24 protein-coding genes and 3 pseudogenes are annotated in these 26,510 nt (G+C 67.8%); 12 read left to right on the top strand and 15 right to left on the bottom strand.

Annotated features, from left to right (window positions below):
• The first annotated feature begins 293 nt into the window (after window positions 1–293).
• The 4 genes from bpln_RS10650 to bpln_RS10635 all read left to right on the top strand — a co-directional run bounded on the left by bpln_RS10650 (window position 294) and on the right by bpln_RS10635 (window position 4,062).
• Window positions 294–623 (top strand): DUF190 domain-containing protein, encoded by a 330-nt coding sequence (locus bpln_RS10650; RefSeq protein ID WP_042625155.1) that lies wholly within the window; start codon window positions 294–296, stop codon window positions 621–623.
• Between the two features lie 587 nt (window positions 624–1,210).
• Window positions 1,211–2,470, top strand: coding sequence for a phosphatidylserine decarboxylase family protein (locus bpln_RS10645; RefSeq protein ID WP_082465265.1), 1,260 nt, complete (start codon window positions 1,211–1,213; stop codon window positions 2,468–2,470).
• 262 nt (window positions 2,471–2,732) lie between these two features.
• A complete protein-coding gene (locus bpln_RS10640; RefSeq protein ID WP_055138800.1) occupies window positions 2,733–2,942 on the top strand; it encodes a hypothetical protein in 210 nt (69 codons plus the stop codon).
• Between the two features lie 373 nt (window positions 2,943–3,315).
• Window positions 3,316–4,062, top strand: a complete 747-nt coding sequence (locus bpln_RS10635) for an SDR family NAD(P)-dependent oxidoreductase (protein ID WP_042625152.1) — start codon at window positions 3,316–3,318, stop codon at window positions 4,060–4,062.
• Between the two features lie 100 nt (window positions 4,063–4,162).
• Here the strand turns inward: bpln_RS10635 and bpln_RS10630 are convergent, their stop codons facing one another.
• Window positions 4,163–5,584, bottom strand: a complete 1,422-nt coding sequence (locus bpln_RS10630) for a hypothetical protein (protein WP_244486962.1) — start codon at window positions 5,582–5,584, stop codon at window positions 4,163–4,165.
• Window positions 5,585–6,048: 464 nt separating this feature from the next.
• Window positions 6,049–6,300 (bottom strand): hypothetical protein, encoded by a 252-nt coding sequence (locus bpln_RS37340; RefSeq protein WP_148653995.1) that lies wholly within the window; start codon window positions 6,298–6,300, stop codon window positions 6,049–6,051.
• Window positions 6,301–6,418: 118 nt separating this feature from the next.
• Between bpln_RS37340 and bpln_RS37335 the strand changes: the two genes are divergently transcribed.
• The 3 genes from bpln_RS37335 (at window position 6,419) to bpln_RS10620 (ending at window position 8,617) form a co-directional block, all read left to right on the top strand.
• Window positions 6,419–6,718 (top strand): hypothetical protein, encoded by a 300-nt coding sequence (locus tag bpln_RS37335; RefSeq protein WP_148653994.1) that lies wholly within the window; start codon window positions 6,419–6,421, stop codon window positions 6,716–6,718.
• A gap of 367 nt (window positions 6,719–7,085) precedes the next feature.
• Window positions 7,086–7,811, top strand: coding sequence for a glycosyltransferase family 2 protein (locus tag bpln_RS10625; protein ID WP_055138799.1), 726 nt, complete (start codon window positions 7,086–7,088; stop codon window positions 7,809–7,811).
• Window positions 7,808–8,617: a PIG-L family deacetylase gene (locus bpln_RS10620; RefSeq protein ID WP_082465264.1), complete on the top strand. Its 810-nt coding sequence runs from the start codon at window positions 7,808–7,810 to the stop codon at window positions 8,615–8,617. The genes bpln_RS10625 and bpln_RS10620 overlap by 4 nt, the downstream gene beginning before the upstream one ends.
• Before the next feature lie 28 nt (window positions 8,618–8,645).
• On the opposite strand, the gene bpln_RS10615 is transcribed toward bpln_RS10620, so the two are convergent.
• The 4 genes from bpln_RS10615 to bpln_RS10600 form a co-directional block, all read right to left on the bottom strand.
• Entirely contained in the window at window positions 8,646–9,269 is a 624-nt protein-coding gene (locus bpln_RS10615; protein WP_055138798.1) for an SAM-dependent methyltransferase, read from the bottom strand.
• An 11-nt stretch (window positions 9,270–9,280) separates the two neighbouring features.
• Window positions 9,281–10,420, bottom strand: a complete 1,140-nt coding sequence (locus bpln_RS10610; RefSeq protein ID WP_244131931.1) for an acyl-CoA dehydrogenase family protein — start codon at window positions 10,418–10,420, stop codon at window positions 9,281–9,283.
• 341 nt (window positions 10,421–10,761) lie between these two features.
• Window positions 10,762–13,095, bottom strand: a complete 2,334-nt coding sequence (locus bpln_RS10605) for an FdhF/YdeP family oxidoreductase (protein WP_055138796.1) — start codon at window positions 13,093–13,095, stop codon at window positions 10,762–10,764.
• Window positions 13,096–13,131: 36 nt separating this feature from the next.
• A complete protein-coding gene (locus bpln_RS10600; RefSeq protein WP_055138795.1) occupies window positions 13,132–14,214 on the bottom strand; it encodes a catalase family protein in 1,083 nt (360 codons plus the stop codon).
• Window positions 14,215–14,713: 499 nt separating this feature from the next.
• Between bpln_RS10600 and bpln_RS10595 the strand changes: the two genes are divergently transcribed.
• Window positions 14,714–15,175 (top strand): response regulator, encoded by a 462-nt coding sequence (locus tag bpln_RS10595; RefSeq protein WP_244131932.1) that lies wholly within the window; start codon window positions 14,714–14,716, stop codon window positions 15,173–15,175.
• A 181-nt stretch (window positions 15,176–15,356) separates the two neighbouring features.
• Here the strand turns inward: bpln_RS10595 and bpln_RS37700 are convergent, their stop codons facing one another.
• The 5 genes from bpln_RS37700 to bpln_RS10575 form a co-directional block, all read right to left on the bottom strand.
• Window positions 15,357–15,473 (bottom strand): hypothetical protein, encoded by a 117-nt coding sequence (locus bpln_RS37700; protein ID WP_244131933.1) that lies wholly within the window; start codon window positions 15,471–15,473, stop codon window positions 15,357–15,359.
• A gap of 589 nt (window positions 15,474–16,062) precedes the next feature.
• Window positions 16,063–17,046: a glycosyltransferase family 2 protein gene (locus bpln_RS10590; protein WP_055138793.1), complete on the bottom strand. Its 984-nt coding sequence runs from the start codon at window positions 17,044–17,046 to the stop codon at window positions 16,063–16,065.
• A 14-nt stretch (window positions 17,047–17,060) separates the two neighbouring features.
• On the bottom strand, window positions 17,061–17,840 hold the full coding sequence (locus tag bpln_RS10585) for a PIG-L deacetylase family protein (RefSeq protein WP_244131993.1): 780 nt from the start codon (window positions 17,838–17,840) through the stop codon (window positions 17,061–17,063).
• 11 nt (window positions 17,841–17,851) lie between these two features.
• The gene (locus bpln_RS10580; RefSeq protein WP_042625145.1) at window positions 17,852–18,754 is read right to left on the bottom strand and encodes an SDR family oxidoreductase; all 903 of its coding nucleotides are present in this window, start codon (window positions 18,752–18,754) and stop codon (window positions 17,852–17,854) included.
• A 493-nt stretch (window positions 18,755–19,247) separates the two neighbouring features.
• The gene (locus bpln_RS10575; protein ID WP_055138791.1) at window positions 19,248–20,165 is read right to left on the bottom strand and encodes a LysR family transcriptional regulator; all 918 of its coding nucleotides are present in this window, start codon (window positions 20,163–20,165) and stop codon (window positions 19,248–19,250) included.
• Window positions 20,166–20,266: 101 nt separating this feature from the next.
• On the opposite strand from bpln_RS10575, the gene bpln_RS10570 reads away from it, so the two are divergent.
• The gene (locus bpln_RS10570; RefSeq protein ID WP_123863518.1) at window positions 20,267–20,779 is read left to right on the top strand and encodes a cupin domain-containing protein; all 513 of its coding nucleotides are present in this window, start codon (window positions 20,267–20,269) and stop codon (window positions 20,777–20,779) included.
• Window positions 20,780–20,918: 139 nt separating this feature from the next.
• Here bpln_RS10570 and bpln_RS33915 read toward each other — a convergent pair.
• A pseudogene (locus bpln_RS33915) lies at window positions 20,919–21,374 on the bottom strand (transposase); the annotation flags it as partial.
• Between the two features lie 271 nt (window positions 21,375–21,645).
• Window positions 21,646–22,350 carry a glutathione S-transferase family protein gene (locus bpln_RS10560; RefSeq protein WP_055138790.1) on the bottom strand — a complete coding sequence of 235 codons (705 nt, stop codon included), beginning with the start codon at window positions 22,348–22,350 and terminating at the stop codon, window positions 21,646–21,648.
• 194 nt (window positions 22,351–22,544) lie between these two features.
• On the opposite strand from bpln_RS10560, the gene bpln_RS10555 reads away from it, so the two are divergent.
• Together bpln_RS10555 and bpln_RS10550 are read left to right on the top strand one after the other, a co-directional pair.
• Window positions 22,545–23,120 carry a TetR/AcrR family transcriptional regulator gene (locus tag bpln_RS10555; RefSeq protein WP_042625142.1) on the top strand — a complete coding sequence of 192 codons (576 nt, stop codon included), beginning with the start codon at window positions 22,545–22,547 and terminating at the stop codon, window positions 23,118–23,120.
• Between the two features lie 138 nt (window positions 23,121–23,258).
• Window positions 23,259–23,567 (top strand): annotated as a pseudogene (locus tag bpln_RS10550) (helix-turn-helix domain-containing protein); the annotation flags it as partial.
• A 27-nt stretch (window positions 23,568–23,594) separates the two neighbouring features.
• Here bpln_RS10550 and bpln_RS10545 read toward each other — a convergent pair.
• Window positions 23,595–24,216 (bottom strand): annotated as a pseudogene (locus bpln_RS10545) (integrase core domain-containing protein); the annotation flags it as partial.
• A 181-nt stretch (window positions 24,217–24,397) separates the two neighbouring features.
• On the opposite strand from bpln_RS10545, the gene bpln_RS10540 reads away from it, so the two are divergent.
• Entirely contained in the window at window positions 24,398–26,089 is a 1,692-nt protein-coding gene (locus bpln_RS10540) for a methyl-accepting chemotaxis protein (RefSeq protein WP_055138788.1), read from the top strand.
• A 149-nt stretch (window positions 26,090–26,238) separates the two neighbouring features.
• Here bpln_RS10540 and bpln_RS37695 read toward each other — a convergent pair whose 3' ends face one another.
• Window positions 26,239–26,433 (bottom strand): hypothetical protein, encoded by a 195-nt coding sequence (locus bpln_RS37695; protein WP_055138787.1) that lies wholly within the window; start codon window positions 26,431–26,433, stop codon window positions 26,239–26,241.
• Window positions 26,434–26,510 lie beyond the last annotated feature (77 nt).

Genomic DNA, 26,510 nt, shown 5'->3' with positions numbered 1-26,510 from the left:
TCCGGCCGGCGTGATGCCTGTCGAGAAATTCGAGGTTGCCCGGCAGCGATGTGTGCCCGCATGCTGATTGGCATCGCGATGCGGCGTCCGGCAGGCCGATGACATGCCTGGCACGCATGCTAGACTCGCCCGCAGGCGATGGCATCGCTGCCCGACCCCACCCGCCGGTCACGCCCGGCTCCCTCGGGGCGGCTTCCCGTGCGATCGATCCCTGTTCCGTCCTTCACGCGATGCGCGCGCATTCCGCCCGGTTGCCGCGAGGTGACGGCGTTCGCCCCAGCCCGGAGGTACTCATGAACGGAAGCCAACTCACCCTCTACGCCGCGAACCAGAGCCATCGGGTCAGGCATTTGACCGTCGTCGAATGGCTGCTCGAGGAGGCCGCCAGCGCCGGCATCATCGGGGCCACGGTTGCCGAAATTTCGGAAGCGGTCGATTCCAGTGGAAAACTGCATGCCGCGCGTTTCTTCGAACTCGTGGACCAGCCGGTGGCCGTGACGCTGATCGCCGACGACGCGAAGATCGATGCGCTGCTGGCCCGGCTGAAGGGCGAGGGCGTGCATCTGTTCTTCACGCGGATGCCGATCGAATACGGCTCGCTGGGCGCCGACGGCGGCGCGTGACGAAGGCGGACCGAAAGGCGGATCGATTCGCCGGGCCGGCGTGAAAAGACGGCGTCGATTCAACCCGGATTAATATGCGCCGGCCCGGCATCTCGGCACGCGAGGTCATTCGGGTGATTATCGAAATATCCCGGCCGTTTGGTATTGCATCGTGATGTCGATTTCATGCGACCGATTTTGAAAAGATGCGCGGCCGCATCGTTGTACTCGTCAATCGACTTTGCTAGAGTTGCGAGCGAGCGTTCTCGGGGAAAGTAAAGAACGCCATACAGGCGGATGGCAATTCGCTTTCATTCTTTCGTTTGAAACGACGACGGCGCAAAACATCGGGTCCCGGTAGGCCCGGCGCGACGGAGCCGGACGTATCCGGTATCGATGATCGGCCGTTTCATGGCCCGCCGGACTCCGTGAATTCTTTTGATATCCGATGTTCCATTCAGGCGTGCGAAGCCGGGGCGCGATTGGCTGGCGGTTGGCCTCCGCATGACCCGGCAGTCCGACGAGTATCGCGCCGGCATGGCCCACGCCTGGCACGCCTGGCACGCGTGGCGTTCCGGCATTGACAATAAACGACGAGGGACCGTGACATGACCACCTATTCCGAGCAGGATCTCGACGCGCGCTATCGGCAAAGCTTCGGCTACGTCGCCGGCTATCTTCCCCGGGACCGCAATGCGCTGATCGCATGGCAGGTCGATCTGCAGACGCGCGCGGCGGCGCGCTTCGCCGAACGGGGAGCGGTGGGCCGCCATCCGTCCGTGCAGGCGATGGCCGACCTGATCAACGCCGACAGCATCGTCCGGATGTACGTGATCGAGGCGATCGAGCAGAGCGCCGCGTTCAAGAAGAACGTGCTCGACATCGACGACATGCTGGCGCAGCTGGACCTGATCTGCACCACCGCGCCCGAATACAACGCCGATCCGAAGGCCCGCGTGCTGTTCCCGATGTCGGCGCTGTTCGTGAACATGATGGCCACGCAGGCCGGCAAGGCGCTGTTCCGGCTCACGGATTTCAACGAGCGTCTGCGGGCGATCCTGAAGACCTGGGCCGACTACCTCGACAGCGCCGACAGTTGCTGGGTGCTGAACCGCAACGACACGAACGGCTGGCTCGGCAGGGCCGCCACGGAAGAATTCAAGCTGAGGGATTTCGTCGTGGACTGGTCGGCAGAGCATGGCGGCTTCGCGTCCTACAACGCCTTCTTCCATCGTGAAATCCAGTCCGAATATCGCCCGATCGCCGGCGTCGGCGATGCCGCCATCGTCACGGCGCCGAACGACGGCACCGTCTACCGGATCGATACGAACGTGCAGGCCGACGGCGTGTTCTGGCTCAAGGAGCGGGACTACTCGCTGCGCGACATGCTCGATCACCCCGACGATGCGCTGCTGCGACGGTTCGTGGGCGGCACGGTGGTGCAGATCTTCCTGAGCGGCGCCGATTACCACCGCTGGCACGCGCCGGTGGACGGCGTGGTCTCGTTCCGGAACGTCGACGGCCTGCTGTTCAGCGAAAACGAAGATCACGAATTCGATCCGGATGCCGGCGTCAAGTCGCAGGTCTACGGCGCGGCCGTCAACAACCGCGCGCTGGTGTCGATCGAGGCCGACGATGCCCGACTCGGCTCGGTGTACGTGATGCCGATCGGGATCACCGAAATCTCGTCGCTGACCCTGGTGGTGAAGGATGGCCAGCACGTGAAGAAAGGCGAGGAACTCGGCTACTTCAACTACGGCGGCTCGACGCTGTGCGTCGTGTTCGAGAAGAAGGTGCCGCTCGATTTCGGCTCGTTGGCGGTGGGCGACACGATCAAGGTCAACGCGAAGCTGGCGACCGTGAAATAGCCGGATAGCGGTGAAGCGAGGGTTGCCCGGAGGAATCCGGGCATTGCGCTGCGGGGCGCCCGGCGGCGTTGATTGCGTGGCGGCGCCCGCCGGCATCCGGTTTCGGCCCGGATGGCACGGGAGGCGTCATCCAGACCCCCACGAACACGTCGCCGTGGAGCCGCGCCGCACGCGGCGGGGGCGCTTGCAGTATCATGCGCGCTTCGTGGCGCGAAGCATGACCTCGCGCCGACACGCTCTCGCTGTATCGTCCGGACGGGTCATGAACCGATTCTTTGTCGCCCGCCGCAGTGCCATCGCGATGGTGATCGCGGAACTCAACACACTGACCGCCGATGATGCGGCGCTGTCGTCCGGGGAGCAGGCCCGGGTCTCCGAATGTCAGCGTCTGCTCATCGCGCTTCGCGCCGGTCGCGTCGACTCGTTTGTCCTGCCTGCCGAAACGCCGATTCAGGTGACCGTCCTCGATTGACCTCGCGTCCGCTGCATCGACGCGGCGGGCATCGTTTCCCTTCGTTTCCATTCTTGCCGGCGTGCTGTCGGGCCGGATTCGGCTGACGGCGCGAAGCGGCTTTCCGGTTTACTGAGGATTCCGATGGAAAGGCGGTGCGCCGCGTTTCATGGCTGGAAGAAACCCGGGCGCATGGGCAATCGCGGCCGGGCGTGCCGCGAAGCCCGGGCATGCCGGTGCGCCCGTTGCCCGGCCGCACGCAGCCATTATTCGGCAAATCCCGCTTCTTTATTCGTGGCGAGCCGCTTTTTCGTTTGCATCGACGTTCCTATAGTGAGCGTGTCGGTTACGGACATCGAGACCCGGCAGGTCTCCCATCGAACTGGAGGAATTCATGAGCAAACTCGAAGGAAAGGTCGCGCTCGTCACGGGCGCATCGAAGGGCATCGGCGCGGCAATCGCCAAGGCGCTGGCGGCACAGGGCGCCGCCGTGGTGGTCACGTATTCGAGCAGCAGGCAGGGCGCGGAGAGCGTGGTGGCCGAGATCGAAGGCGCCGGCGGCCGGGCCGTGGCGGTCGGCGGCAACGTGACCGACGCCGGTCAGGCGGCCAGCCTCGTGAAGACCGCGATCGACCGCTTCGGCGGCCTCGACATCGTCGTCAACAATTCCGGCGTGTATGCGTTCGCGCCGATCGAGGCGATCACCGCGGAGGAATTCCACCGCCAGTTCGACACCAACGTGCTTGGCCTGCTGCTGGTCACCCAGGCCGCCGTACCGCATCTGAAGGAAGGCGCCAGCATCATCAACATCAGTTCGGCCGTCACGCGCATCACGCCGCCGATGAGCGCGATCTACACCGGGACCAAGGGCGCGGTCGATGCGATCACGAACGTGCTGGCGCTGGAGCTGGCGCCGCGCAAGATCCGCGTGAACGCGATCAACCCCGGCTACGTGACGACCGAAGGCACCGTGACGGCCGGCATCACGGGTTCGGACATGGAGAAGGAGTTCGTTTCCAAGACGCCGCTGGGCCGCGCCGGCCGTCCGGAAGACATTGCCGACATCGCGGTGTTCCTCGCCTCCGATGATGCGCGATGGCTGTCGGGCGAACATCTGCTGGGCGCGGGCGGCGTGCGCTGACGGTCCGGGCCGGTGCCGGGGTCGAAGCGGCGGGCAGCGACAGGGACGATCACTGCGAAGGGGGAGCGGAAACGCTCCCCCTTTCCAATGCGACGCGCCCTTATTTCCCCGCGCGGTAGGCGAACGTCCCGCAGGTCTGGTTGCGGGCGAAGCTGTAGCGCTGGAGCGGCATGCGCCCGGTGTTGAAGAACGCGTTCTCGGTCGGCGAACTGCCCTTCACGTTGGTGCAGTAGGTGGCCTCCGGCGTCCCGGGCTGCTTCGGCGTGCTGGTATTGAACGAATAGTCGACCGTCGGCGCCTGGCCCGGCGAGGTGAGCGTGATCAGCGTGTCGGCCGGGAACGGCTTGCCGTTGAAGCCGGCCTTCTTTTTGCCCTTGGTGTCGGTGCCCGACTGCAGCGGGCAGAACGGCGCGCCGCCCGGATCCCCGCGATAGACCCACAGGTTCATGGTGGGCATCCCGGTGTCCAGCAGCATGGTGCCGCAAAGCGTCCTGGACTCGGGCTTGCCCGGTTCCTGCACGCGCAGGCAGCCTTCGGGCGAGATGCCGCCCTTGTGGTCGGGAACCATCGGTGCCCAGCTGGTGAATGCCTTCGTGGACTCGGCGTTGAGGCCGACGACGATGTGCCCGTCCGGCTCGAAGATCCAGCCCTGCGTTTCCACGCCGGGAATCTGCTGGAAGACGTTGGTGCGGGTGGCCGGCGTGGTGCCGCCGGCGGTGTTGACCAGCAGCGTCGGCGTCGGCTGGAAGCCCACGCCCATCATGCCCATGTTGCTGCTGTTGCCGGGCACGGCGGGGCTGCAGCTCGCGCTCGAACCGCAGACCTCGGTGATGGCGAGCACCTGCACGTTCTCGGCACTGACCGACGCGTTACCGGCGCCCGACACCTGTACCGGTACCTGGATCAGGTAGCCGAAATACGAATTTCCGCTGCTGGAATACTGGTAGGGCAGCTTGCCCGAGATCACGAGGCCGGTGGTGTCGTGAGCCGGGTCGGCGGGGAAGCCGTTGATCCGCCAGGAGGGAATCGCCAGGGCGTTCGAGCCGGTGTCCACCAGCACCTCGGCCGCCTCGCCGCCGTTGACCTTGACGGACAGGTGGTAGCCGCTCGCCACGGTGAACGGCTTGCCCCTGGCCGCCGTTGCCTGCAGCGCGACCGAGAGGCCGGTCGGCGACGCGGTGCAGGACGGGGTCTGGGAAAAGACGGGCGTCACGAGGGCCGCGTTGCCGAACAGCAGGCCGGCGACGGCGACGATGCGGGCGACCTTGGCCGTCGCACCCGCGCGACGGCGGCGTGCTCCCTTGGAGCCAGGCGCGAATGCAGCCGATCGCGCGCGGGCTGCCATGTCGTGCATGGCATGAACGCGATGGATTTGTTCGCCGGATTCGCTCGCGAAGGCGTGCCGGTCAACGAAACGGCGCAGCGCCGCGCAGCGCAAAGCCATGGCTGTTTTCATGATTTTCATTGCTATCTCTGCTGGATATTGAGTGTTGGCCTCGTCGGTCGGAATGGCGGATTTCACTCGCGCTCCATATCGCGGCAAGTCATGTTTCGGCAATCCCGTGCAGCCTGCCGGCGAGCGGACTGACGTTCGCGAAATCGCCCCCGCGAGAAATTCGCAATTTACATGCCAATCCGGAACCGTTGACGATTCGAGGAGGCGCGCGGCGTGGCGGGTGAATTCTTGCCCGGTTTCGCGTAACGCGGGCGGGGCAGGTGGGTTGAATCCAGCCCGTCGATATCGGGGAATCTCAGGCGATCAGGTCGGCGCGCAGTGCGCGCCGACGGTCATGGCCGGGCCGCTGGCGGGGCGATACGAATCCGCGCTGCGCTGCGACCCGCGTCCAGCGGGCCGCGATGCGGGCGAATCGCCGCGCTCGATGCAGCTTGCGTCATTTCCGGATCGCCATCTCGCGACAACGCTCCGGCCGATTCATGGGTGAATCTCGGCGCCACCGCGCTCGGCGCGCTTCTGCCGGATTCCGGTCATGCCGCTTCGTGTTGAATCCGGTCGAGCGCCGGCAGGCGCGCTGCGGGATCGGGTCGCCGCTTGCCGGTCATGGCCGGGGAGCGGAAATCGGCGCGACCTCGCCAGGCAGGTGCTTGCGCGTCAGCGCCGCCGTGGCGTTCGCGCGGCGGCAGGTCGTGCCGCTGCTGCCCGCTTTCGGGAAGGCGCATCCGGCGCTGACGGTCGAGGCGATTGTCGATCACAGCAACGCCGGCCTGATCGGGAAGCACATCACCATCGCGCTGCGGGTTGCCGACTCGACGGCGCTCGCGGCGTCGGGCCCGGCTTCGTTGCGCATGCAATCAGCGGCACGGGAACGTGCCGGCCCGAGCGCTTGCGCAGGCCTGCTTGAAATATTGCGATCGTCTGCTGAAAAAATGGCGCGGCACCGGCTGCCGGCCGCAGGCCGCCCGTCGACCGCCGATGCTGACGGGGCCGGTGGCGCAAGCCCCGGGCGGGGCGGTCGATGATGGGCATGAAGCTTGCGGTGCCAGTGTCATGACCGTTCACGAGAAGGATTCGACGATGCCGACGACATCCGCGAAGACAAACCGTTTCGCCATCGGCGCGGATGCGGCCGTGGTGGACCCGCCCGCCCGCACGGCTGCCATGCCGAACCGGGGCGGGCCGCGCGGGGGCCATCAATGACGCGCGGCGCGCCGACCGGTTCGTCGCGGCGAGCGAGCCCATCGGCCGCGACGACGGCATGGCCGAGGACACCCGGTATCGCGACGACACGCCGGGCGGGCGGCACGCCGACAGCAGCGGAACGTGGCCGGTGGCGGCCGGCCTCGCCCGGGCCGACTGCGAGGCGACCTGCCGCGGGCTCGCGGCCGGCATTCGCGCCGGCAACCCCCACGCGCGCGACACCTCGCGCAGGCCCGCCCCGCATCCGTGTCGACGGCGGCGGCGCCCCGACCCCGCGTGTCGTCCGACTCTCCGCCCCGGTGACGGCACCGGCGGCCATCCATCGTGCCGGTTCGCGCCGGCCGCGTTCCCACGGCAAGGAGCCTTCATGATCGGCGTCGTGATTCCCGCCCACAACGAAGCCCGCCGGCTCGCGCGATGCCTGGCGGCGGTCGGCGCGGCCGCGCGGCATCCGGCGCTGCGGGGCGAGCCCGTGCGCATCGTGGTGGTGCTCGACAGTTGCACCGACGCGTCGCCGCGCATCGCGGCGCGCCATGGCGTCGAGACGGTTGCGGTGCAGGCGCGCAACGTCGGCGCCGCGCGCGCGGCCGGCGCCGACCTGCTGCTGCGTCACGGCGCCCGCTGGCTGGCATTCACCGATGCCGACAGCCGCGTGGCATCGGACTGGCTCGTCGCGCAGCTTTCGCTCGGCGCGGATGCCGTGTGCGGTACCGTGGCCGTCGACGACTGGCGCGGCCATCCGGCGAGCGTCGTCGAGACGTGGCGGCTTCGCTACCGCGACGCCGACGGGCATCGTCACGTGCATGGCGCGAACCTCGGCGTCAGTGCGCGGGCCTACCGCCGCGCGGGCGGATTTCCGCCGCTTGCCTGCGACGAGGACGTGGCGCTGGTGGCGCGGCTGGTCGCCACCGGCGCGCGGATCGCCTGGAGCGCCGCGCCGCGCGTGACCACCAGCGCGCGTCTCGACCCGCGCGCGCGGGGCGGCTTCGGCGACACGCTCGCGGCCTGGGCGGGCAGGGGCCTCGACACGCTGCGCGCCGAGGGTGGCGCCGCGATGATCGAGCCGGCGCCGCTGACCGATGGTGCCGCATGAGCTCGTCCCTTCCTTGCGACGAGTCCGATCTCGACGTGCCGTGCCACCCAACCGGCGAGGTGCATACGGGCTTGCACGCGTCGCCGGGCCGCGAGCGCTCCCTCGCGAACGATGCCGATGCGCCGCTGTTCGTGGTGTCGCCGCATCTGGACGACGCCGTGTTCAGCTGCGCGTCGCTGGTCTCGACGCGCCCCGGCACGGTGGTCTGCACCGTGTTCGCGGGCACGCCGGAGTCGCCGCAATGCCGGCCGTGGGACGTGGCGGCCGGCTTCGCCGATTCCACGGCGGCGTTGCGCGAACGCATCCGTGAGGATGACGAAGCGTTGCGGATCTGCGGCGCGCGTGGCGTGCGGCTGCCGTTTCTCGACGGGCAGTACGGGCCGTCGCCCGGCGTGCGGGCCCTGGCGCGCGCGCTGGCGGCGCAGTTGGCACGCTGCCGGGGCGCCGTGCCGCTGGTCCCGCTCGGCCTGAACCATCCCGATCACCGTTGCGTGGCCGACGCGTGGCTGCTGCTGGCGCGACGCCAGCGGCTGCGGACGTGGCTCGTGTACGAGGAGGCGATCCATCGCGGCGTACCCGGCGTGACGGCCGCGCGCCTGCGCGTGCTGGAGCGGGCGGGCTGGTGCGTCACGCCGCTCGATGCCGGCTGGTGCGCGGCGCGCGGGGGCGAGCGGGCCCGCGCCGTCAGGCGGCGTGCGATAGCGAGCTATGCAAGCCAGCTGCGCGCGTTCGGCGAGGCGAGACTCACCGATCTCGACGCGCCCGAGCGCTACTGGCTCGCCGAGCGCCGCGATCGCGTGCGCTGACGGCGCGGCCGGCGCCGTTGCCGCGGCCTCAGCGCGGCGCGACGTTCGAGGCCCCGGCGCTCCAGACGTCGAGCAGGAAATCGGCGTCGTCCACGCGCGTGAGCGCATGCAGGCCGGCGTCGCGGGCGGCCTGCGCGAACAGCGCGTGGACCGCGCCGCCGGTCAGCCGCATGTCGTCGGCGCCGTGGCGCCAGTGGCAGCAGGCCAGCGTGCCGTCGGCGTCGAGCGCGTCGCAGGCGAGCCCGGCCAGCCGCGCGCAGCGCGAGGCGTCGAGGTAATACGCGAATTCGCTGATCACGATCAGATCGAAGCGGCCCTCGGGCCAGTCGTCGGGCATCGTCAACACCTCCACGCCGGCCTGCGCGAAGCCGGCTAGTCGCTCGCGCGCGAGCGCGGCGGCGCTGGGGGCGAAGTCGGCGCAGCGCAGCGTCTCGCAGCGCGGTGCGAGCCACGCCGACAGTTCGCCGTTCGCGCAGCCGGGCTCGAAGCCGCGCCGATAGCGTTGCCGCGGCAGCGCGGCCAGCAGCAGGGCGCGCTTGCGCGCCTCGTACCAGCTCGTGCGGTAGTGCCATGGGTCCGCATGCTGCGCGAACATCGCCTCGAAATGGTTGAATTGAGCGCGGTGGACTTCCCGTTCGTCAGCCTCGGCCATCGTGCGTCCCCTCACAGCCGCCACGGCGCGGGCTCGTCCGCGACGGCTGCGCCGAGCGCGGCCAGATCGCGTTCGGCATGGCTTTGGCGCAGAAACACCGGCAGGTCGGCCGCCATCTGTGCGAACCAGCGGTCGCGGCACAGCGGGCCGGCACCGAGGCCGTGCGCGGCGGCGCGCAGCACGACTTCGGCCGCGGCCTCCACCGCGCCGCGCACGCGCAGCGCGAGCGCCATGGCGTTTGCGCGCGGGTCGGCGTCGATCCGCTGCGATGCCTCGCGCAGCAGCGCGCGGGCGCCGGATAGCGCGACGTCGGCGGCGCCCAGGTGGGCGCGCAGATGCGGATCGTCGCGCCGCGCGGCGGCCTCGCGCAGGCGTTCGGCCAGCGCCGCCGCCGCGCCATACCAGCACGCGGCGATGCCGGCGCCGCCGTGCCAGAAGCCGGGCCGCTCCAGATAGGCGCCGCTCGCGCCGACCAGCCGCGCGCGCGCGTTGACCAGATCGATCTCGACGCTGCGCGTGGCGCGCATGCCGAGCGCCTCCCAGCCGCGCTCGCTGACCGTCACGCCGGGCTGCCGCATCGACACCAGCGCGAGCTCGTCGCGCCCGTCGGCGCCGACGCAGGTGACGAGCGCCGCGTCCACGAAACGCGCCCCCGAGCACCACGGCTTGCTGCCGGTGAGCCGCACGTAGCGGCCTTCGGGGCGCGTCGTGGGCGCGAGGTCGTGGGCCAGGTCGTGCGCGACGACGCGCAGTTCGTCGCGCGGCGCGCGCGCGGCCCAGACCGCGAGCAGACCGGCGTCAGGGGCCGGCTCGGTGCCCAGCTCGTCGAGGATCGCGCGCGCGTCGGCGTGGGCCTCGTAGATCTTCACGAGCGACAGGTCGAGCGCGGCCAGCTCGGCCAGGAAGCGCCAGCGCGCGAGCGTGTGGCCGCCGCCGGGGCGCGGCAGCGACGGGCAGGCGGCGGCCACGCGGCGGGCGGCGACGGCCAGCGAGGTGTCGTCGAGCGGCAGCGTCAGGCCGTCGAGCAGCGCGTCGGGATGCACGGCATGCGCGGCCGGCATGCGGGCCTCGGGCGGGACGGCGCCGGGCGCCTGCCGCTGCGTGCTTCGCGGGCCGGAGGCGGGAGGGCGTTCCGGAGTGGTCGGCGTCATCGCGGGTTCCTCGTCAACAAGGGAGTGAAGGGAGTTGCCGATGCCGCGCAGCGGCGCGGTGAACGGCGGTTGTTCGTGGTGTCCCGGCGCGCCGGACGAACCGGTCGCGAGCGGGTTTCGGACCGTCTCCGAAGCATCGGCGCCGACCGCCATCGGCGTCCGAGGCCGATGCGCGGCGGCGCGCGTGTCCCGCGCGCCGCGACCGGCCCGCGATCGACAGCCAGGCGGACCGGTGCCGGGAACCCGGTCAGGCTCCGCGGCGCGGCGTCGATCAACCCGCCGCGCCGGCCGATGCACCGGCGCCGGCAGGAATGCCGGATACCTGCATCGAACGCGCCTCTTCAGCCCGGGGCGACGATGCGCACCGGAATCGACTTCGCGGCCGGCACCTTGCTGCCCTTCGCGTAATGCCAGAGCGGCAGCAACGGATTGCATTCCGGGTAGTAGCCGGCCACGCAGCCGCGCGGAATGTCGTAGGGCACCAGCTTCAGGCCCGCCACGCGCCGCTCGACGCCGTCGCCGGCGACGGTCTGCAGGGTGATGCGCCGGCCTTCCTCGAGCCCGTGCGCGGCGATGTCGTCGCGATGCATGAGCAGCACCATCCGGTCGCCGTAGACGCCGCGAAACCGGTCGTCGAGGCTGTAGATCGTCGTGTTGAACTGGCTGTCGCCGCGCATCGTCATCAGCCGCAGCACGCCGGGGCCGCCCGCGACCATGTCGGGGTCCGCCTCGAGCGATTCGGGCACCGCGAATTCGGCCTTGCCGCTCGGTGTCTGCCAGCGCCGCTCGCGGGCCGGCAGCGGCCGTGCGAAGCCGCCGGGCGTCCACATCCTCGCGTCGAAATCGTGAAAGATGTCCGGATAGGTCAGCGCGATCGCCTCGCGGATCAGCCGGTAGTCGTTGCGCCAGGCGCTCCACGGCACCGTGCTGCGCGCGCCGAGCGTGGCCGCGGCGAGTTCCGCGACGATGAACGGCTCGGAGCGCAGCGCGTCGCCGGCCGGCTCGACCACGCCGCGCGAGCCGTGCATGCGGCCGGTACTGTCTTCCACCGACACGGCCTGCTCGCCGCCCGCCTGCCGGTCGGTCTCGATGCGACTCAGGCACGGCAGCAGGTACGACGCCTTGCCCGGCAGCAGGTGCGTGCGGTTCAGCTTGGTGGCGACGTTCACGGTCAGCTTCAGCGCACGCCAGGCGGGCTCGATGCGGCCTCGGTCGGGCACCGAGCGGACCAGATTGCCGCCGAGGTTGAACACCGCGTCGACGCGCCCGTCGATCATCGCCTCGAACGCCTCGACCACGTTCATGCCGGTCTCGCGCGGCGGCGCGAAGCGGAACTGGCGGCCCAGCACGTCGAGCGGCGCGAGCTCGGGTTTCTCGGTGATGCCGACGGTGCGCTGGCCCTGCACGTTCGAATGGCCGCGGATCGGCGAGACGCCGGCGCCGGGCTTGCCGAGGTTGCCGCGCAGCATCAGGAAGTTGCAGATCATCCGCACGTTCTGCACGCCGAGCCGATGCTGCGTGATGCCCATCCCGTAGTGGACGATCACCGCGTTCGCGCGCACGTAGAGGTCGGCGGCGCGCTCGATGTCGGCGCGCGCGAGCCCGCTCTCGCGCTCGATCGCGTCCCAGCCGGTCTCGCGCATCTGCCGCGCGAACGCGTCGAAGCCGTGCGTGTGGGCCTCGATGAACGCCACGTCGAGCACGCGCGGCTCGCCCGCGGCGAGCGCCGCGTCGTCGGCCGCGATCACGGCCTTGCAGAGCCCGGCCAGCACGGCGCCGTCGCCGCCGATCCGCAACTGGTGGTATTGCGTCGAGATCTGCGTGTCGCCCGGCGTCAGCATCTCGCGCGGCGACTGCGGGTTCGCGAAGCCGACCAGGCCCGGCTCGCGCAGCGGGTTGAACGTGACGATCGGCACGCCGCGGCGGCGCGCGTCCTGCAGCGGGTGCAGCATGCGCGGGCTGTTGGTGCCGACGTTGTGGCCGAAGAAGAACATCAGGTCGGTCCGCTCGAAGTCCTCCAGGCCGATCGTGCCGACGCCGACGCCGATCGACGCTTTCAGGCCGACGCTGCTGCTCTCGTGGCACATGTTCGAGCTGTCGGGCAGGTTGTTGGTGCCGTACTGGCGCGCGAACAGCTGCAGCATGTAGGAGGTTTCCAGCGAGGCGCGGCCCGAGGTGTAGAACACCGCGCGGTCCGGTTCGGTGGCGTTCAGCTCGCGGCCGATCTCGTCGAACGCCTGCTGCCAGCTCACCGGCAGGTAGCGGTCGCTGGCCGCGTCGTAGCGCAGCGGCTCGGTGAGCCGGCCGGCCGCCTCGAGATCGTGGTCATGCCAGGTTTCGAGCTCGGCCAGCGTGTGCGCGGCGAAGAACTCGGCGCCGATGCGCTTCGAGGTGGCGTCCCAGGCGGTCGCCTTCGCGCCGTTCTCGCAGAACTCGAACGGATGCGGGCCGGCCGGCTTCGCCCACGAGCAGCTCACGCACATGAAGCCGTCGGGCTTGTTCTGCCGCATCAGCGCGGCGCCGCCCTTGCGGACCGCGTGTTCCTTGGCGAGGATCGAGACCACCGCCTTCATCGATCCCCATCCGCCCGCCGGGTGGGGATAGGCCTCGTTGCGGTGTTCCGGATCGGCGTCGAGCTCGCTGTCGTGAGTGGCGTGATCGTGGGGGTCGTGCATGATCGATGCTCCCTGTGCAGGTTCGGCCGGCACGGTTCAACCGTGGACCGGGCAGCCGTTGAACCGCTCGCGAAACGCCGCGGACTGTTCGTAGGCCGGGCGGCGCACGCGCATCACGCCGCCGATCGGCCGGTGCGCGGCGAGTCCGTGCCACGGGCTGAACGACATGCCGTCGTCGATCGCGGCCGAGCGCGCCTCGCTCCAGCCCGGCTGCGCGGCCACGCGGACGGTCGCGACGGTGACATAGGGGCTCAGGTCCTCCGGCCAGACCACCGAGGCGTCCTCCACCGGCATGCGCTCGATGTCGGTCGCCAGCTGCGCGCGCAGCTCCCAGACGCCGCCCTGGCGCGTGAAGAACGCCTGCACCTCGTCGCGCAGCGCGTCGGGGCGATCCTTCAACTCGACCGGCGCGTCCTTGAGCGCGACCAGCTCCGGCGATACCGGCACCATGGCCAGCTTCGCGAAGTACGGCCCGTAGAGGCACGGCGCGCAGGTGTAGAAGGTTTCGCCGAGGATGTGCGTGGCCGGGTGGCCGCCGAGGTTCTTCAGCGTCGCGCTTTCCGTGCCGAGCGCCTCGATCGCGCGCTCGGCGCCGCGCATCACGGCCGACAGCGCCTTCTTGCCGCCCGGCGCGCGGTCGGTCGTCTTCGACAGCAGCTTCAGGCCGCGCACGAAGGCCTTGGGGGTGGGCGCGGAGAAGGCCGGCGCGTTGACCATCACGAAGTCCTGGGTGGTCAGCATCTCGCTGCCGGGCAGCCGTTCGCCGTCGACGTCGGCGATCTTCAGCGCGAGGCCGCGCGGCGTCGACACCGCGTCGTCGAGCAGGTCGCCGGGGTTGGTGGACAGGCGCAGCGTCACGCGATAGCTGCCGCGGCGCGCGAACACGCCGTGCGCGAGCTCCGGCGGCAGGTTGTCGGCCACCGTCAGCTCGCCGTCCAGCAGGCCGTGGCTCTTGGCATGCACGCTGCGCACCGCGTGGGCGTAGTCGTTCGCGGTGGTCTGCTGGATGTGGTTCAGCGCGTCGATCAGCTCGCGCACCGTGTCGGCTTCGTCTTCGGGAATCTGCTCGAACATCGGGTCGAACGGCAACGGCTGGATCGTCAGCAGGGGGACGGGCATCGGGATCTCCGCGTGGCGGGTGGGGGTACGACCTGCCGCAAGCGGCGTGCCCGGCGGTACCGCCCGCCCGCAGCCAGGCTGCGCGCCGCGAGGCGCGTGGCGGGGCGCCGTGGTGCGCGTAACCGGGCGGTGCGGTTTGTAGAAAGGTGTGGCCCCCGGTCTCTTCGACAGGGGGCTTGGCGCGACGCCATGGCGATGCGATTCGCATGCGCGCGATGGGCCGGGTTCGAAGGGAACTTTTTTTCTTCTTCAAGCGCCGAAGCCGACCAAGCAGGGGCGCGTCATGCGGACGGCTGCGGTCCGGATTGAGAATATCGATGGCACGCCATGGAGCCGATGCGCGAACCGGCACGCCCTTGATTGTCTGGCGGGGACGTCGCCGGGCCGCCGGCATGCGGGCCCGCAAGTAACACTTCGGAAATCACAATACACATTCTCGGCACGCTTTATTTGTTGATCGACCGCATGATAGGAAACATGTAACAAAGGAAAGGACGGTATGAACGCCACTAACGCCACACGCTGTTCGCCCAGGACATTCCGGCGGCCCGACGATCAGGCAATTCGGGTGCTCGTGGTGGACGACCATGCCGACGCGGCCGAGGCGACCGCCTTGTACCTGTCGGTGGTGGGATATGACGTGCGGTACGTCACGACGGCGCATGCCGCCGTTGACGCCGCGGCGCGGCATGCGCCCGCGATCGTTCTGCTGGACATCAACATGCCGGACAAGGACGGCTTTGTCGTCGCGGCGGAACTGCGTGCGCTGGATGTCACCGCACACGCAATCCTGATTGCCTATACGTCAGACGAGTGGACTGCGATACGCGAGCCCGCCACTAGCGCCGGATTCGACGGGTATTTCCGCAAGGCTTCGGAGCTGTCGATACTGTTGAGCCTGATGACGTCGTATGCGGCAGACGACGCCATCGAACTCGGGGTCGCCGTCAAATCGTCATGAGCGCGGTACCTCGATGGTGACGACGGTGGCGCCGGGGTCCGCGGATTCGACCGTTATCCGCTCCCGTGCATTCGGGCGACCCGCCGGACGACATTGCTTCCCGACGTTGTGCTCGCCCTGAACGGCTCGAACCGGCAGGGATTGCTTCACCGTCAGTTCGCGAGCCTGCTAAGGATTGTTTTCAAAGCGGCGGCAGGGCGACGGGGTAGGCGCTGATCCGGAGATGGAGATCCGCCCGCGGCGTTCCCGAGTCGATGGAAGCTTCCGGGTCCCGGTTGGTCTCGGCAATGATGCGCATGTCGGCGTCGATTTCGCGCGTTCCCCCAGCCGCACAATCCTTCCAGTGTCGAGCACGCGAAGCACCGGATTGCCTCGAAGCAGGCCGACGCCGCGCACTGGCCGCAAGTGCTGCTCTGACATCGTGCTGGCCGGCGAGGATGGTTACGCGCTGCTGTCCCGCGTGCACGCGCTGGAAGACGCGAGACAGGTGCCGCCGCGCGTGCGGTGACCGGACACGTCGACGAGGAAAGCCGCGCCCGCTCGCGACAGGCGGGATTCGAGGCCCACTCGAGCAGGCCGGCGGAGCCGGAACACCTGATGGCGGAAATCGGTGCGCTCGCGCCAGGCGGCGAGGCGGCTCGCGTGCGCCCGCGCGCGGTCTGGCGCATCGGGCTCCATGAGCGACGTACGGCCAGCGCGGGCCGCGCCGGTGGTGGCGGCAGGACGCCGCGTCGGGCGGTGGGCTGAACGGTCGCCGCCGGCAAACACCGCCCGAACACATGGCCTGCGAACGTGGCCTGCACCTGCAACCCGACGTCATCGCCGAGGCGCCGTCCGGGGCCAGCCCGCTTGCCGGGCCGGGCGCACGGCGGCCGGCGATGATCGTCTCAGGAGCTGACATCCACCTTGCTGGCCGGATGCCGCGCGGCGGCTTCGGCCTCGACCGCGGCCTTCGCCATGGTCACCGCCGTGGCCGGCGCGGGCGCCTGGGGGCGTCGCCCGGCGAGCGCCACGCGCCGGCGCATGGCCGTCAGGTTCGGCGGCACCACCCTGCGGCGCGGCAGGATCCACGCGAGCCCGCGCAGCAGCGCGAGCCCGTCGCGCAGCAGGTGGCCCTCCCGCGCGAACGTGCCGAGTGCGCGCAGCGTGGCGCGCCCCGCTTCGGGCCAGGGCAGGCGCAGCCAGCCGACCCAGGCGGCGTTGCGCGCCAGCATCCGCCGGCGCAGGCCGCTGTCGCGCTGCACCGACGGATGATGATGCACCGTCAGCTGGTCGCAGTAGACGATCGAGTGGCCGAGGGCGAGCACGTCGAGCGCGACCAGTTCCTCTTCGCCGCCGATGAACAGCCTCGGCTCGTAGCCGCCGACGTCGCGGAACAGCGCGGTGCGGAACACGCAGGCGCCGGCCATGTAGCCCACCAGCGCCGGGCCGGGCAGGCCTTCGCTGCCGAGCGGGCTCAGGCTCATCGCCGCGCAGGTTGGATCGGTGGCGGCGTCCTCGCCTACCACCACGCGCGCGCTCAACACGCCGACGTTCGGCCAGGCGTCGAGTACCTGCACCGCGCGCGCGAGCGCGCCCGGCTCCCACCAGGTGTCGTCGTCGCAGAACGCGACATAGTCGGTCGCCACGCAGGCCGCCGCGAGATTGCGTCCGGCGGCGCCGCGGTTCTCGCCGCATTCCACCACGCATACGGTCGGAAAACGCGCCTTCACGAGCGCGACCGTATTGTCATCGGAGCCGTTGTCCGCCACGAAGAGCGGCGGGCTCTCGGGCAGCGCGAGCAGATGGCCGAGCGTGGCCGCCAGTTCGTCGACGCGGTTCCAAGTCAACACCACCACGGAGATGCGCTGCGAAATCGATGCGTGTTCCATCCGTTCGATCTTCCCTAGCGTAATGAGGATGGCGCGCGGGCTTCCGATTCGCGGCGCGAGGCACCTAAATCGCCGTTCGTGGCGGCGCCGGCCGTCCCGCGCACGTGCCAATGGCGCTCCGCGATATGCAGGTTGGCCTGTCCGTCGGGGCCGAACGCGCGTAACTGGCTGCGATAGGCCGCGATGGCGGCCGGTTTCAGTCTGCCGAGCCGGGTGTCGTCGCTGGCGCTCGCGAGCTCGACCCGCTCCATCGACCAGCCGTTCGCCGCAAGCAGGCGCTGGCGCGCCTCGACGCGGCCGTCCATCATCCGGTACGGCACGTCCTCGTAGGCGTAAATGGCCGGCGAGGCCGGCGGCGTCTCGCCGGGTGCTGCCTGTCGCAGCGCGGCGAGGCAGGCGAGCACCGCGTCAGCCACCAGCGTGTGATCCGAATGGAACAGTCCGAGCGGCGTCAGCAGCGAGTCAGGGCGGACGGTGGCGAGAGCGTGGCGCAGCACCGTCTGCAGCCGGTCGGGCGCCGGCGGCGACTCGTACTGGGCGTCGCAAAACGGCAGATGCACGGCCGACGCGCCCAGCAGCGCGAGCGCCTGCCGGTCCTCTTCCCTGCGCGCGCGCATCGCCTCGAACGCGTCGGCGAATCCCGACGCCCGGTCCCATGCCGTCGACATGTTCCGTTCCGGCGGCGCGCTCAGTACCGTGCAGACGACAGCCCCGGGATGCCGCGCCAGGACGTGGCCGCAACTGAGCACCGCGTCGTCGAGATGCGGGGAGACGACGAGCAGGCGGCCTGCCATCGGGATTCGGCTCATGGTAGGTGATGGCCGCCCGTCACGCCGTAGATCTCGCCCGTCACGTAGCTCGACTCCTGCGAGGCGAGCAGCACGTAGACGGGGGCGAGTTCGGCCGGCTGGCCGGGGCGCTTCATCGGCGCCTCGGAGCCGAACACCTGGACCTTTTCCTGAGGCTGGCCGCCGCTCGGCTGCAGCGGCGTCCAGATCGGCCCCGGCGCCACGGCGTTCACGCGCACGCCGCGCCCGACCACCTGCTTGGCGAACGCATGCGTGAACGCGGTGATGGCGGCCTTGGTGGAGGCATAGTCGAGCAGGCCGGGGCTGGGCTGGTAGCTCTGGATCGAGGTGGTGTTGATGATGCTCGCGCCGGGCGGCAGGTGCGGCAGCGCCGCCTTGCAGAGCCAGAACATCGCGAACACGTTGGTGCGGAACGTCGCCTCCAGCTGCTCGGTGGAGAGATCGGCGATCTGCTCGACGTAGACCTGCTTGCCGGCCACGTTGACGAGGATGTCGAGGCCGCCGAGGCCGTTGACCGCGTCGGTCACGAGCTGCCGGCAGAAGGCCTCGTCGGCGATGTCGCCGGGCAGCGCGAGCGCCTGACGGCCGGCGTCCTCGACGAGCTTCACGACCTCGCGGGCATCGGCTTCCTCGCTGTGTAAATAGTTCAGGGCGAGGTTGGCGCCTTCGCGCGCGAAGGCGATCGCCACGGCGCGGCCGATGCCGCTGTCGGCGCCGGTGATCAGCGCGCGGCGGCCCTTCAGGCGACCCATGCCGCGATAGCTGGTTTCGCCGTGGTCGGGCTTCGGGTGCATCTCGCGGGCGAGGCCCGGCGCGGGCTGCGGCTGCTTCTCGAAGTCGGGACGCGGGTATTGCGTGAGCGGATCACGCATCGTGGTTTGATCGAACTCGTCGGCCATGAACGGACTCCTTGCTGGAATGAAGTACCGGCACCCGGGAGAGGGCCGGTGGATGTTCATCTCCAGCAATGACCGTGCCGCGTGCGCGCCCGCGGGACGATTTGCTTCGGAATCGACGTTGTGCGTGGCGCCTGCGCTTCCCGGTTGCTTCCGATACCGGGCTCCCCGAGCGAATGCTCGCCGCGACGTGATGCGCGAGTCACGCGCGCGCGTGAATTCGTTCGACTCGTCTTCAAGTCGGCTCGGCACGTGCCGCCCGGCCCGACCGATGGGCACGCGGCGCGCCGTCGAGGCGCCCGATGGCGAGTGTCGAGGCCGGGCAGGATCGCGGGCGGGAATTCACCTTTTTGCGCGGCCTTGCAGTCATGCCGCCGTCGCGACGGTCGCCAGCTGCCGCCGCCGGGGTGCGTCACCGGTACGGCGCTTGCGGCTGGATTGCCGGGCGCGGCTTCCCGCGTCCCGCTCGTGTCCATGACGCGTCATTCCGAGGAGCTCACGATGAGTGTGATGAAAGCATGGTGGAGCCGCCGATGTCCGAGGTGATGGCGTCGATCAGCGCTCGCAACCGCGCCGGCCGCACGCGCGAACCGGGCGTCACCAGATTCACGATGAGTGGAGCGGGCCGGCAATGCGGCAACACTTCGACCAGACTGCCTTCGTTGAAACGCGGCCTTGCGAAAAACGCCGGCACCTGCGCGAGCCCGGCACCCAGCACCGCCGCTTCCACCAGGGCCTCGCCGTGACTGATGCTGATTCGCGCGTCGGGCGTGAACACCACCGTGCTGCCGTTTTCAACGAACTCGAACGGCCGCTCGCGGCCCGTCGTGGGCATGCGAAACGCAATCAGCGCATGCTTCGCGAGATCCCGCACCACGCCGATGTGCGAGTGGCGAGCGAGATAGCGCGGGCTTGCGCACAAGACCAGCGGCTGTTCGTCGATCCGCCGCGCAATCAGCGTCGAGTCGTCGAGTTCGCCAAAGCGGATCACGGCATCGAGCCCTTCGTCGACAAGATTCACGCGTTCGTCGGACAGACGCAAATCGATGTCGAGCGCCGGATGGCGCTCGCGCAACTTCGTCAGAACCGGCAACACGACGCGCTCGCCGTAACCGATAGGCGCGCCGAGTCGCAGGATGCCGGCGGGTTCGTCGTCGTTCCGCAGGGCGCCGAGGTCGAGCGTTTCGATCTGCTCCAGCAGCAGCGAGGCCTTGTCGTACAGCAAGCGTCCCTCTTCGGTGAGCGTCACCGAACGCGTCGTGCGATGAAAGAGTCGCGCGCCGAGGTCCTTCTCCAGCCGCGCCACGCTTTTCGCCACCGACGAGGGCGCCAGCCCCAACTCGCGCGCCGCCTGCGCGAAGCTGCCGTGCCGCGCAACAGCGGAAAAGTTGACGAATTGGCTGAGGTTCTTCATGTCGATTCCCGACAAAGTGTCATCACTGAGACGGTATCGCAACGGCAATTTTTCGTCCCGTGTCGCGTACAGTCAGGCTTGTCAGGCACGTGCCTGAGCGTTTGAACAAACTGGAGAAACCCGCTGTGTTCATCCTCAATGACAAGCCCGTCGAATATGATTTCGGCGGCTCGCGGACCCGCCTGCTCGCGTCCGGCGCGCAGACCGGGGACGCCTTCTGCATGCTCGAAATATTTTCGCCAGGCAACCGTGCAACGCCCATGCATCGTCACGAACATGAAGACGAAACGCTGCTGCTGCTCGAAGGCGAACTCGAAGTGATGGTCGACGGTGTGCCGCATCACGTGCTGCCCGGCCACACGCTCGTGTTTCCACGTGGCACCGAGCATCAGATCACTAATCGCATCGAACAGACCGCGCGTTACCTCGTGATTTGCACGCCGGCAGGCTTCGACCGCTTTGTCGATGCGTGCGCGGATGCGCAGCCTGGCCCCGTCGATGCGGGCCTTCCGACCGACGCCGACAAGGCGCGGATGCACGCCGCCGCAGCGCAGTTCGGCATCACGCTGATTCCGCCGCCCCCTTTCGGCAGCAGCACGATTTCGTCGCGGTGACGCGAGGGCGGTCGCACGACTCGCGCCGAGCACGTCAGGGGCTTTACGAGCCGTCGCTGGATGCCGATAACGGAGCGGCCAGCGCGAGCCTCGATCGCCCGTCGTGAAGTCGCGCTCGAGCCACCAAAGGACAGGGCAAGATCCGACGGTAACCGTAGCGCGGATATTGCGCCGACAGCATACACATCGCTGCCAGCACCGGCGCATCGCGCCCGGCGAGCCTCGACTCGTCACGCAGCGCCGACCTCGCCACCGACATCAGCGCGCCCGCTCGCCGTTCCGACAGGCCACGCGCTTTCGCGTAGGCAACCTGCTGACGGCGAGCGGGCGCGCCACCGTTTTTTGCGTTGGTCTCCTTCATCACATCCAGTTCGAGATCACGCTCGGCCGGCATCTTCTTCAGTCGCGCGTTTTCCTGCCCGGACTGCTTCAGGCGCTTCACATCGGCGGCCTCCATCCCGCTGAAATGCTGACGCCGGTTGTAGATCGTCTGCTCGAGGATCCCGTGCCGCTTCGACACCTCGGCGACCGGCGCCTTGTCCGCCTCCCTCGGGATCGTGACCATTTGCTCTTCCGTGAACCGGCTCTTCTTCATGACTTCCTTTCTCCGTCGGAAGCCATTCTCTCAAGTCTCAACTGGTCCGGACATCGCCAGGCAGGTCAATGCCTTTCTCGCACATGAAGAGCCGCAAGCACTGCGGATTGTGGAATGCGGACGACGAAGTGAAGACTCGGAGCTTGGAAGAAGTGGATGACATGGCATGGCTCCCAAGATCAAGGGGATGTCTGCCTCCGCAGAGAAGCTACCAATCACTTGGTAGATTGTCTGCGGAAAAAAAAGCGACCTGATCTGATGCGGAATCGGTTTAGCGGTTTTGGGGATTGTCTAGCTCTGGAATGCCGCTTTGACGGTCGGCATAGGCAGCCTTGAAGCTCGAGCGTTGTTGCCAGCGTTTCCAGTACGCGTCCAGGAACTCGAAACGCTCGTCAAGCGGGGTGGCGTTCACCGGGAACTTGGAGAACGCGATTGCAGTTGCTAGCGTGATGTCGGCGAAGGTGGGTTCGTCACCGCCGAGCAGCCATTCGCGCCCGTCTGAGAGGTGCTTGTTGACCAGTGCTGCATGGGCAAGTGCTTCCTTGCGGCAATGCTCACCCCAAGCCTCGTTCTTCGTCAGTTCAAGCTTGAAACCGAGGCCGGTATGTAGCACGTGGAAGGCCGTAACGATTCTGTAGAGGATGTGAACCCAGATGCGGTTGTCCCACATGTTGTCGAGACCCTGCTCCAGCGGAGTCTCGCCCATGATCTTCCGGCCCGGGAAAGTCTGGTCGAGATAGCGAACCACAGCGGCCGTCTCCGAAATAAAGCTGCCATCGGCTAGCTCGAGCGTCGGCGTTTCGCCCCATGGATTCATCTTCAGGTGCCGCCAGCCACGCTGCTCGCCAACTGGCGTCATATCGTAAATCGTCTCATTGAAGTGCTCGGCGATGCCTTTCTCGTACATGAAGAGCCGAAGGCGCTGCGGGTTGGGGAAAGCAGAGGGCGAGGTGAAGACTCGAAGTTTGGACGACATGATGCGACTCCTGCGGTTTAGATGACTCATCTCTACGAAGCATGCTACCTGCCACTTGGTAGATTGATGTGGTGTAAAAAAGCAACTCGCGTTGCCTGATGCTCATCACCAAGGCTACCTGCCACTTGGTAGGATCTACTTTATGAGATAGAATCGGGCCTGTCAACACGTTTTGCGAAAAGAGGTTAGCGCCGATGAAAACTGAAGGGTGGTCAAATTCAAGGGAGAATATTCTTGCGGCCGCGACAAAAGTCGCGGGGGCGCACGGCTACGGCGGGCTGAACTTCCGTGAAATCGCGGCGGAAGTTGGCATCAAGGCCGCCAGTATCTACCATCATTTTCCGACCAAGGCCGAGCTGGGCGCCGAAGTGGCTAAGCGTTACGCGGAGCAGTTTGCCGCGATGCTCGACGCACGACTGTCTGCCACGGGCGACCCGCTTCTCTGCTTGCGCGGATACCCTGATACATTCCGGACGGCGCTGCAGAACGACAATCGAATGTGTCTATGCAGCTTCATGGCCGCTGAATATGATGACTTGCCGGACATGGTGAAGAAGGAGGTTCAGACGTTCGCCGATGTGAACATCCGGTGGCTGGCGAAAGTGCTCGTTGCCGCCGACGTGGTGAAGCCTGAGGAAAGCACAGGTCGCGCGCGCGCCATTTACGCCGCCATTTCTGGCGCGCAGTTGATGGCGAGGGGGCGCTCTGATATTGCGGCCTACGATTCGCTCGTTGAGGACTATCGTAAAGCGGGCCTTCTTCCTGGATGACGGATTGGTTGGCTCACGTACCAAGAGCAATGAGGTGCAGAAGTTCAGACTTGATCTGACAGCAAGGCCTTGCCAAGAGGTGGGGTTGCCCGTTTTGTTAGAGGTGCGAATCTTCATCAAAACAGCGTGCAAGTGCCAATGAGTAACTCCGTGAGTAGTCTCAACCAAAACATCATCCGCCACAAGTTCGGTCTGCTGAATCTGGCCACCGAGCTGGGCAACGTGTCGAAAGCCTGCCAGGTGATGGGGCTGTCGCGCGCCACGTTCTACCGCTATCGGAATGCCGTGGCCGAGGGCGGCCTGGATGCCCTGTTCGACAGCAATCGACGCAAGCCGAATCGCGGGAATCGCGTCGACGAAGCCGCGGAAACCGCCGTTCTGGCCTATGCCATCGAGCAACCCGCCCACGGGCAGGTTCGGGTCGGCAACGAATTACGCCGGTGCGGCTGACCTGCGGCGGAATTTTGCAGCCACTCAAGCAGTGAGTCGGTTATCGACGTCATCGAAATCCCGACGGGCTTGACGGACCGTGGCAGGAGGTTGGTAGCGATGCGCGCTGTGCGGACGCTTTTCGGTTGTAAAACTGACGCCATTGCTCTATCAGCACCTTGGCCTCGGCCCGGCTGCGAAACCATTCCCGGTTCAGTAACTCGTCGCGAAGTTTGCCGTTGAAGCTTTCGACAGATCCGTTCTTCCAAGGGCTGCCAGGTGCGATAAACGCGGGGCCGACGCTTGCGTCGCGCAGCCACCGCATGACGCGAGCAGCGGTGGATTCCGCGCCGTTGCCGGATCGAACCTACATGGGCTTCCCATCGAGTCGCATCGACCTGGACAGCATCAGCATCACGTCTTGCGAACGCAGGCTCGCCCCGACCTCGATCGCCAGGCATTCCCGTGTGTATTCGTTGATCACGCACAGCCTCTTCAAGACGCGGCCGTCCGCCAATTGGTCGTGAACGAAATCGTGGCTCCAGACCGAATTGGGCCGAATCGCACCGGGTAAGCGGATATCGCTGCCGCAGCGACGCCGGCGCGGGCGGTGCCTCGGGGTGTTCAGCTTCAAGGCCTTCCAGATTCGACGTACGCGCGATTCGCCCTTCACGGGGGGGCAGCGACGGCGCACCCGGAGCCGCTTGCCGGTCGGCAACAGCAAGGCACCAAGGCACGATCGGCAGCCTGTCGTGCCGGCGCTGCATTGTGAAATTTCATGGCATCGCTCAATTTTTCCGCCGGAGCATCCGTAAGCAAAGGAAATGGCGACACTGCGGAGGTAGCCCATGAAAGTCCTGAATAACCTGAAGATTGGTGTGCGGCTCGCCTGCGCGTTCGCCGTCACGCTTGTCCTGCTCTGCATGGTCGGAGCGCTTGCCCTGATTCAGGCCTCCCGGATCCACGACAAGACCACGGATCTCGCCGCCAATTGGCTTCCGAGCGTGCAGACGCTCGGCGACGTTCGTGCCTACGCGAACACGGTGCGCCGCTCGTCGACCAGCCGGCTGGTGGCATTGGACGAGAAAGATCGGGAATCCTACTGGGCGCGGCACGAAACTGCTGCCGCCAAGCTGGACGCGACGATGAAGAAATACGAGCGCTTTATTGCCTCACAGGAGGAGAACGAACTTTTTCTTCAGACCAAGACCGCGTGGGCGGCCTATAGCGAGGTGGATGCACGGCTGAACCAGCTCTCGCAAAGTGTCGATCATTTCGATGACGCGCGTCGTCTGGCCGCCGGTGAATCTTCCAGGCTGTTTTCCACGTTCGCCGATCTCGTGGAGCGGGATATTGCATTGAACGCGGCAAGCGCGGCGCGAGCGAGCGCGGAAGCGGACGAATCGTATCGCAGCGCAATTTGGCTGACCACGGTGCTGATCGTCATCGCGCTCGGCATGAGCCTGGTCGTGGCCTACTTCATCACGCGCTCGATCACAATGCCGATCCGTACCTCGGTGACCATCGCCGAAACGGTGGCGCGTGGCGACCTGACCTCCCGGATCGAGGTGGCCGGCAGGGACGAGACGAGCCAGTTGCTGCGCGCGCTGAAAAGCATGAACGAGCGCCTGGCCGAGGTGGTGGGCCGGGTGCGCTCCGGCAGCGACAGCATCGCCACCGGCGCAGCGCAGATCGCGGCCGGCAATAGCGATTTGAGCCAACGCACCGAAGAGCAGGCGGCATCCCTCGAAGAGACCGCCGCGAGCATGGAACAGCTCACGGCCACGGTCAAACAGAATACCGAGAGCGCGCAGCAGGGCAACAGTCTCGCGGCCAACGCCTCCGAGGTAGCCAGGCGCGGGGGTGACGTGGTCGGGCGCGTGGTCACTACCATGCGCGAAATCTCGGCCAGCTCGGCCAAGGTCGGCGAGATCATTTCGGTCATCGAAGGGATCGCGTTCCAGACGAATATCCTGGCGCTCAACGCCGCGGTGGAGGCCGCGCGGGCGGGGGACCAAGGCCGCGGCTTCGCGGTGGTGGCGGGCGAGGTTCGCACGCTCGCCCAGCGTAGTGCCACTGCCGCGAAGGAGATCAAGACGCTGATCGAAAGTTCGGTGGAGCGGGTCCAGGTGGGGTCGGGGCTCGTCGACGAGGCTGGCCGGACGATGGAGGAGGTGGTGCAATCGGTGCAACGCGTGGCCGATCTCATGGGAGAAATCACAGCGGCGTCGGTCGAGCAACGCACGGGCATCGAGCAGGTGAATATCGCGGTGACGCAAATGGACGAGGTCACGCAGCAAAACGCAGCGTTGGTTGAAGAGGCGTCTGCCGCAGCGCAGTCGATGGCATCGCAATCGAACGCGCTGCGCGAAACGGTATCCATTTTCCGACTGGATTTCCAATCGCAGCCGAGCGTCGCGCCGGCAAGGCCCTCGCCCGCCGTTCCCACGGCGCCGGCCAAGGCGCGACCGATGCCCGTCCGGGCCAGCGCACCCGCGCTCCAGCCAAGTGCCGCGTCATCCGAATGGGCGTCGTTTTGAGGGGGAGTACGGATTGCCCATGTCTTGATCAGTAAGCGATCTGGGTTCTCGACGGGCTTGATCCATGCGGGCGACGCGCTCGGCCCGGCCGCGCCGCCCGCGTCTTCGGATCGCGGTAGTTGGAGGCGGTAACCACTGCCGGGCTGACTTTAGGTGGCTAGCGCCTTGCGGATCGCCGCCGACGGATCGGCCGGCGCGAACGTCGTGATGTAGCCGTTGGCGCCGGCATTGCGCGCGTACGCCTCGTTGGCGTTCACGCGTTCCCCCGGCATCAGCTTGACCTGATGCCTCATCTGCACCAGCTTGCGTGTCCAGTTGTTGGCGCGGGTGTAAAACTGACCCACCAGTACAGTATGCCGCTGCAGCGGACGACGTGACTTGCGTGATCCGAGCGCGAAAGTCGGCTGTCCGTGCCGGAGGC

Origin of the sequence: Burkholderia plantarii (assembly GCF_001411805.1) — a bacterium.
GTDB classification, from domain to species: Bacteria; Pseudomonadota; Gammaproteobacteria; order Burkholderiales; family Burkholderiaceae; genus Burkholderia; species Burkholderia plantarii.
The sequence above is the reverse complement of the archived record's forward strand: the minus strand, read 5'-3'. Positions and strand labels throughout refer to the sequence as shown.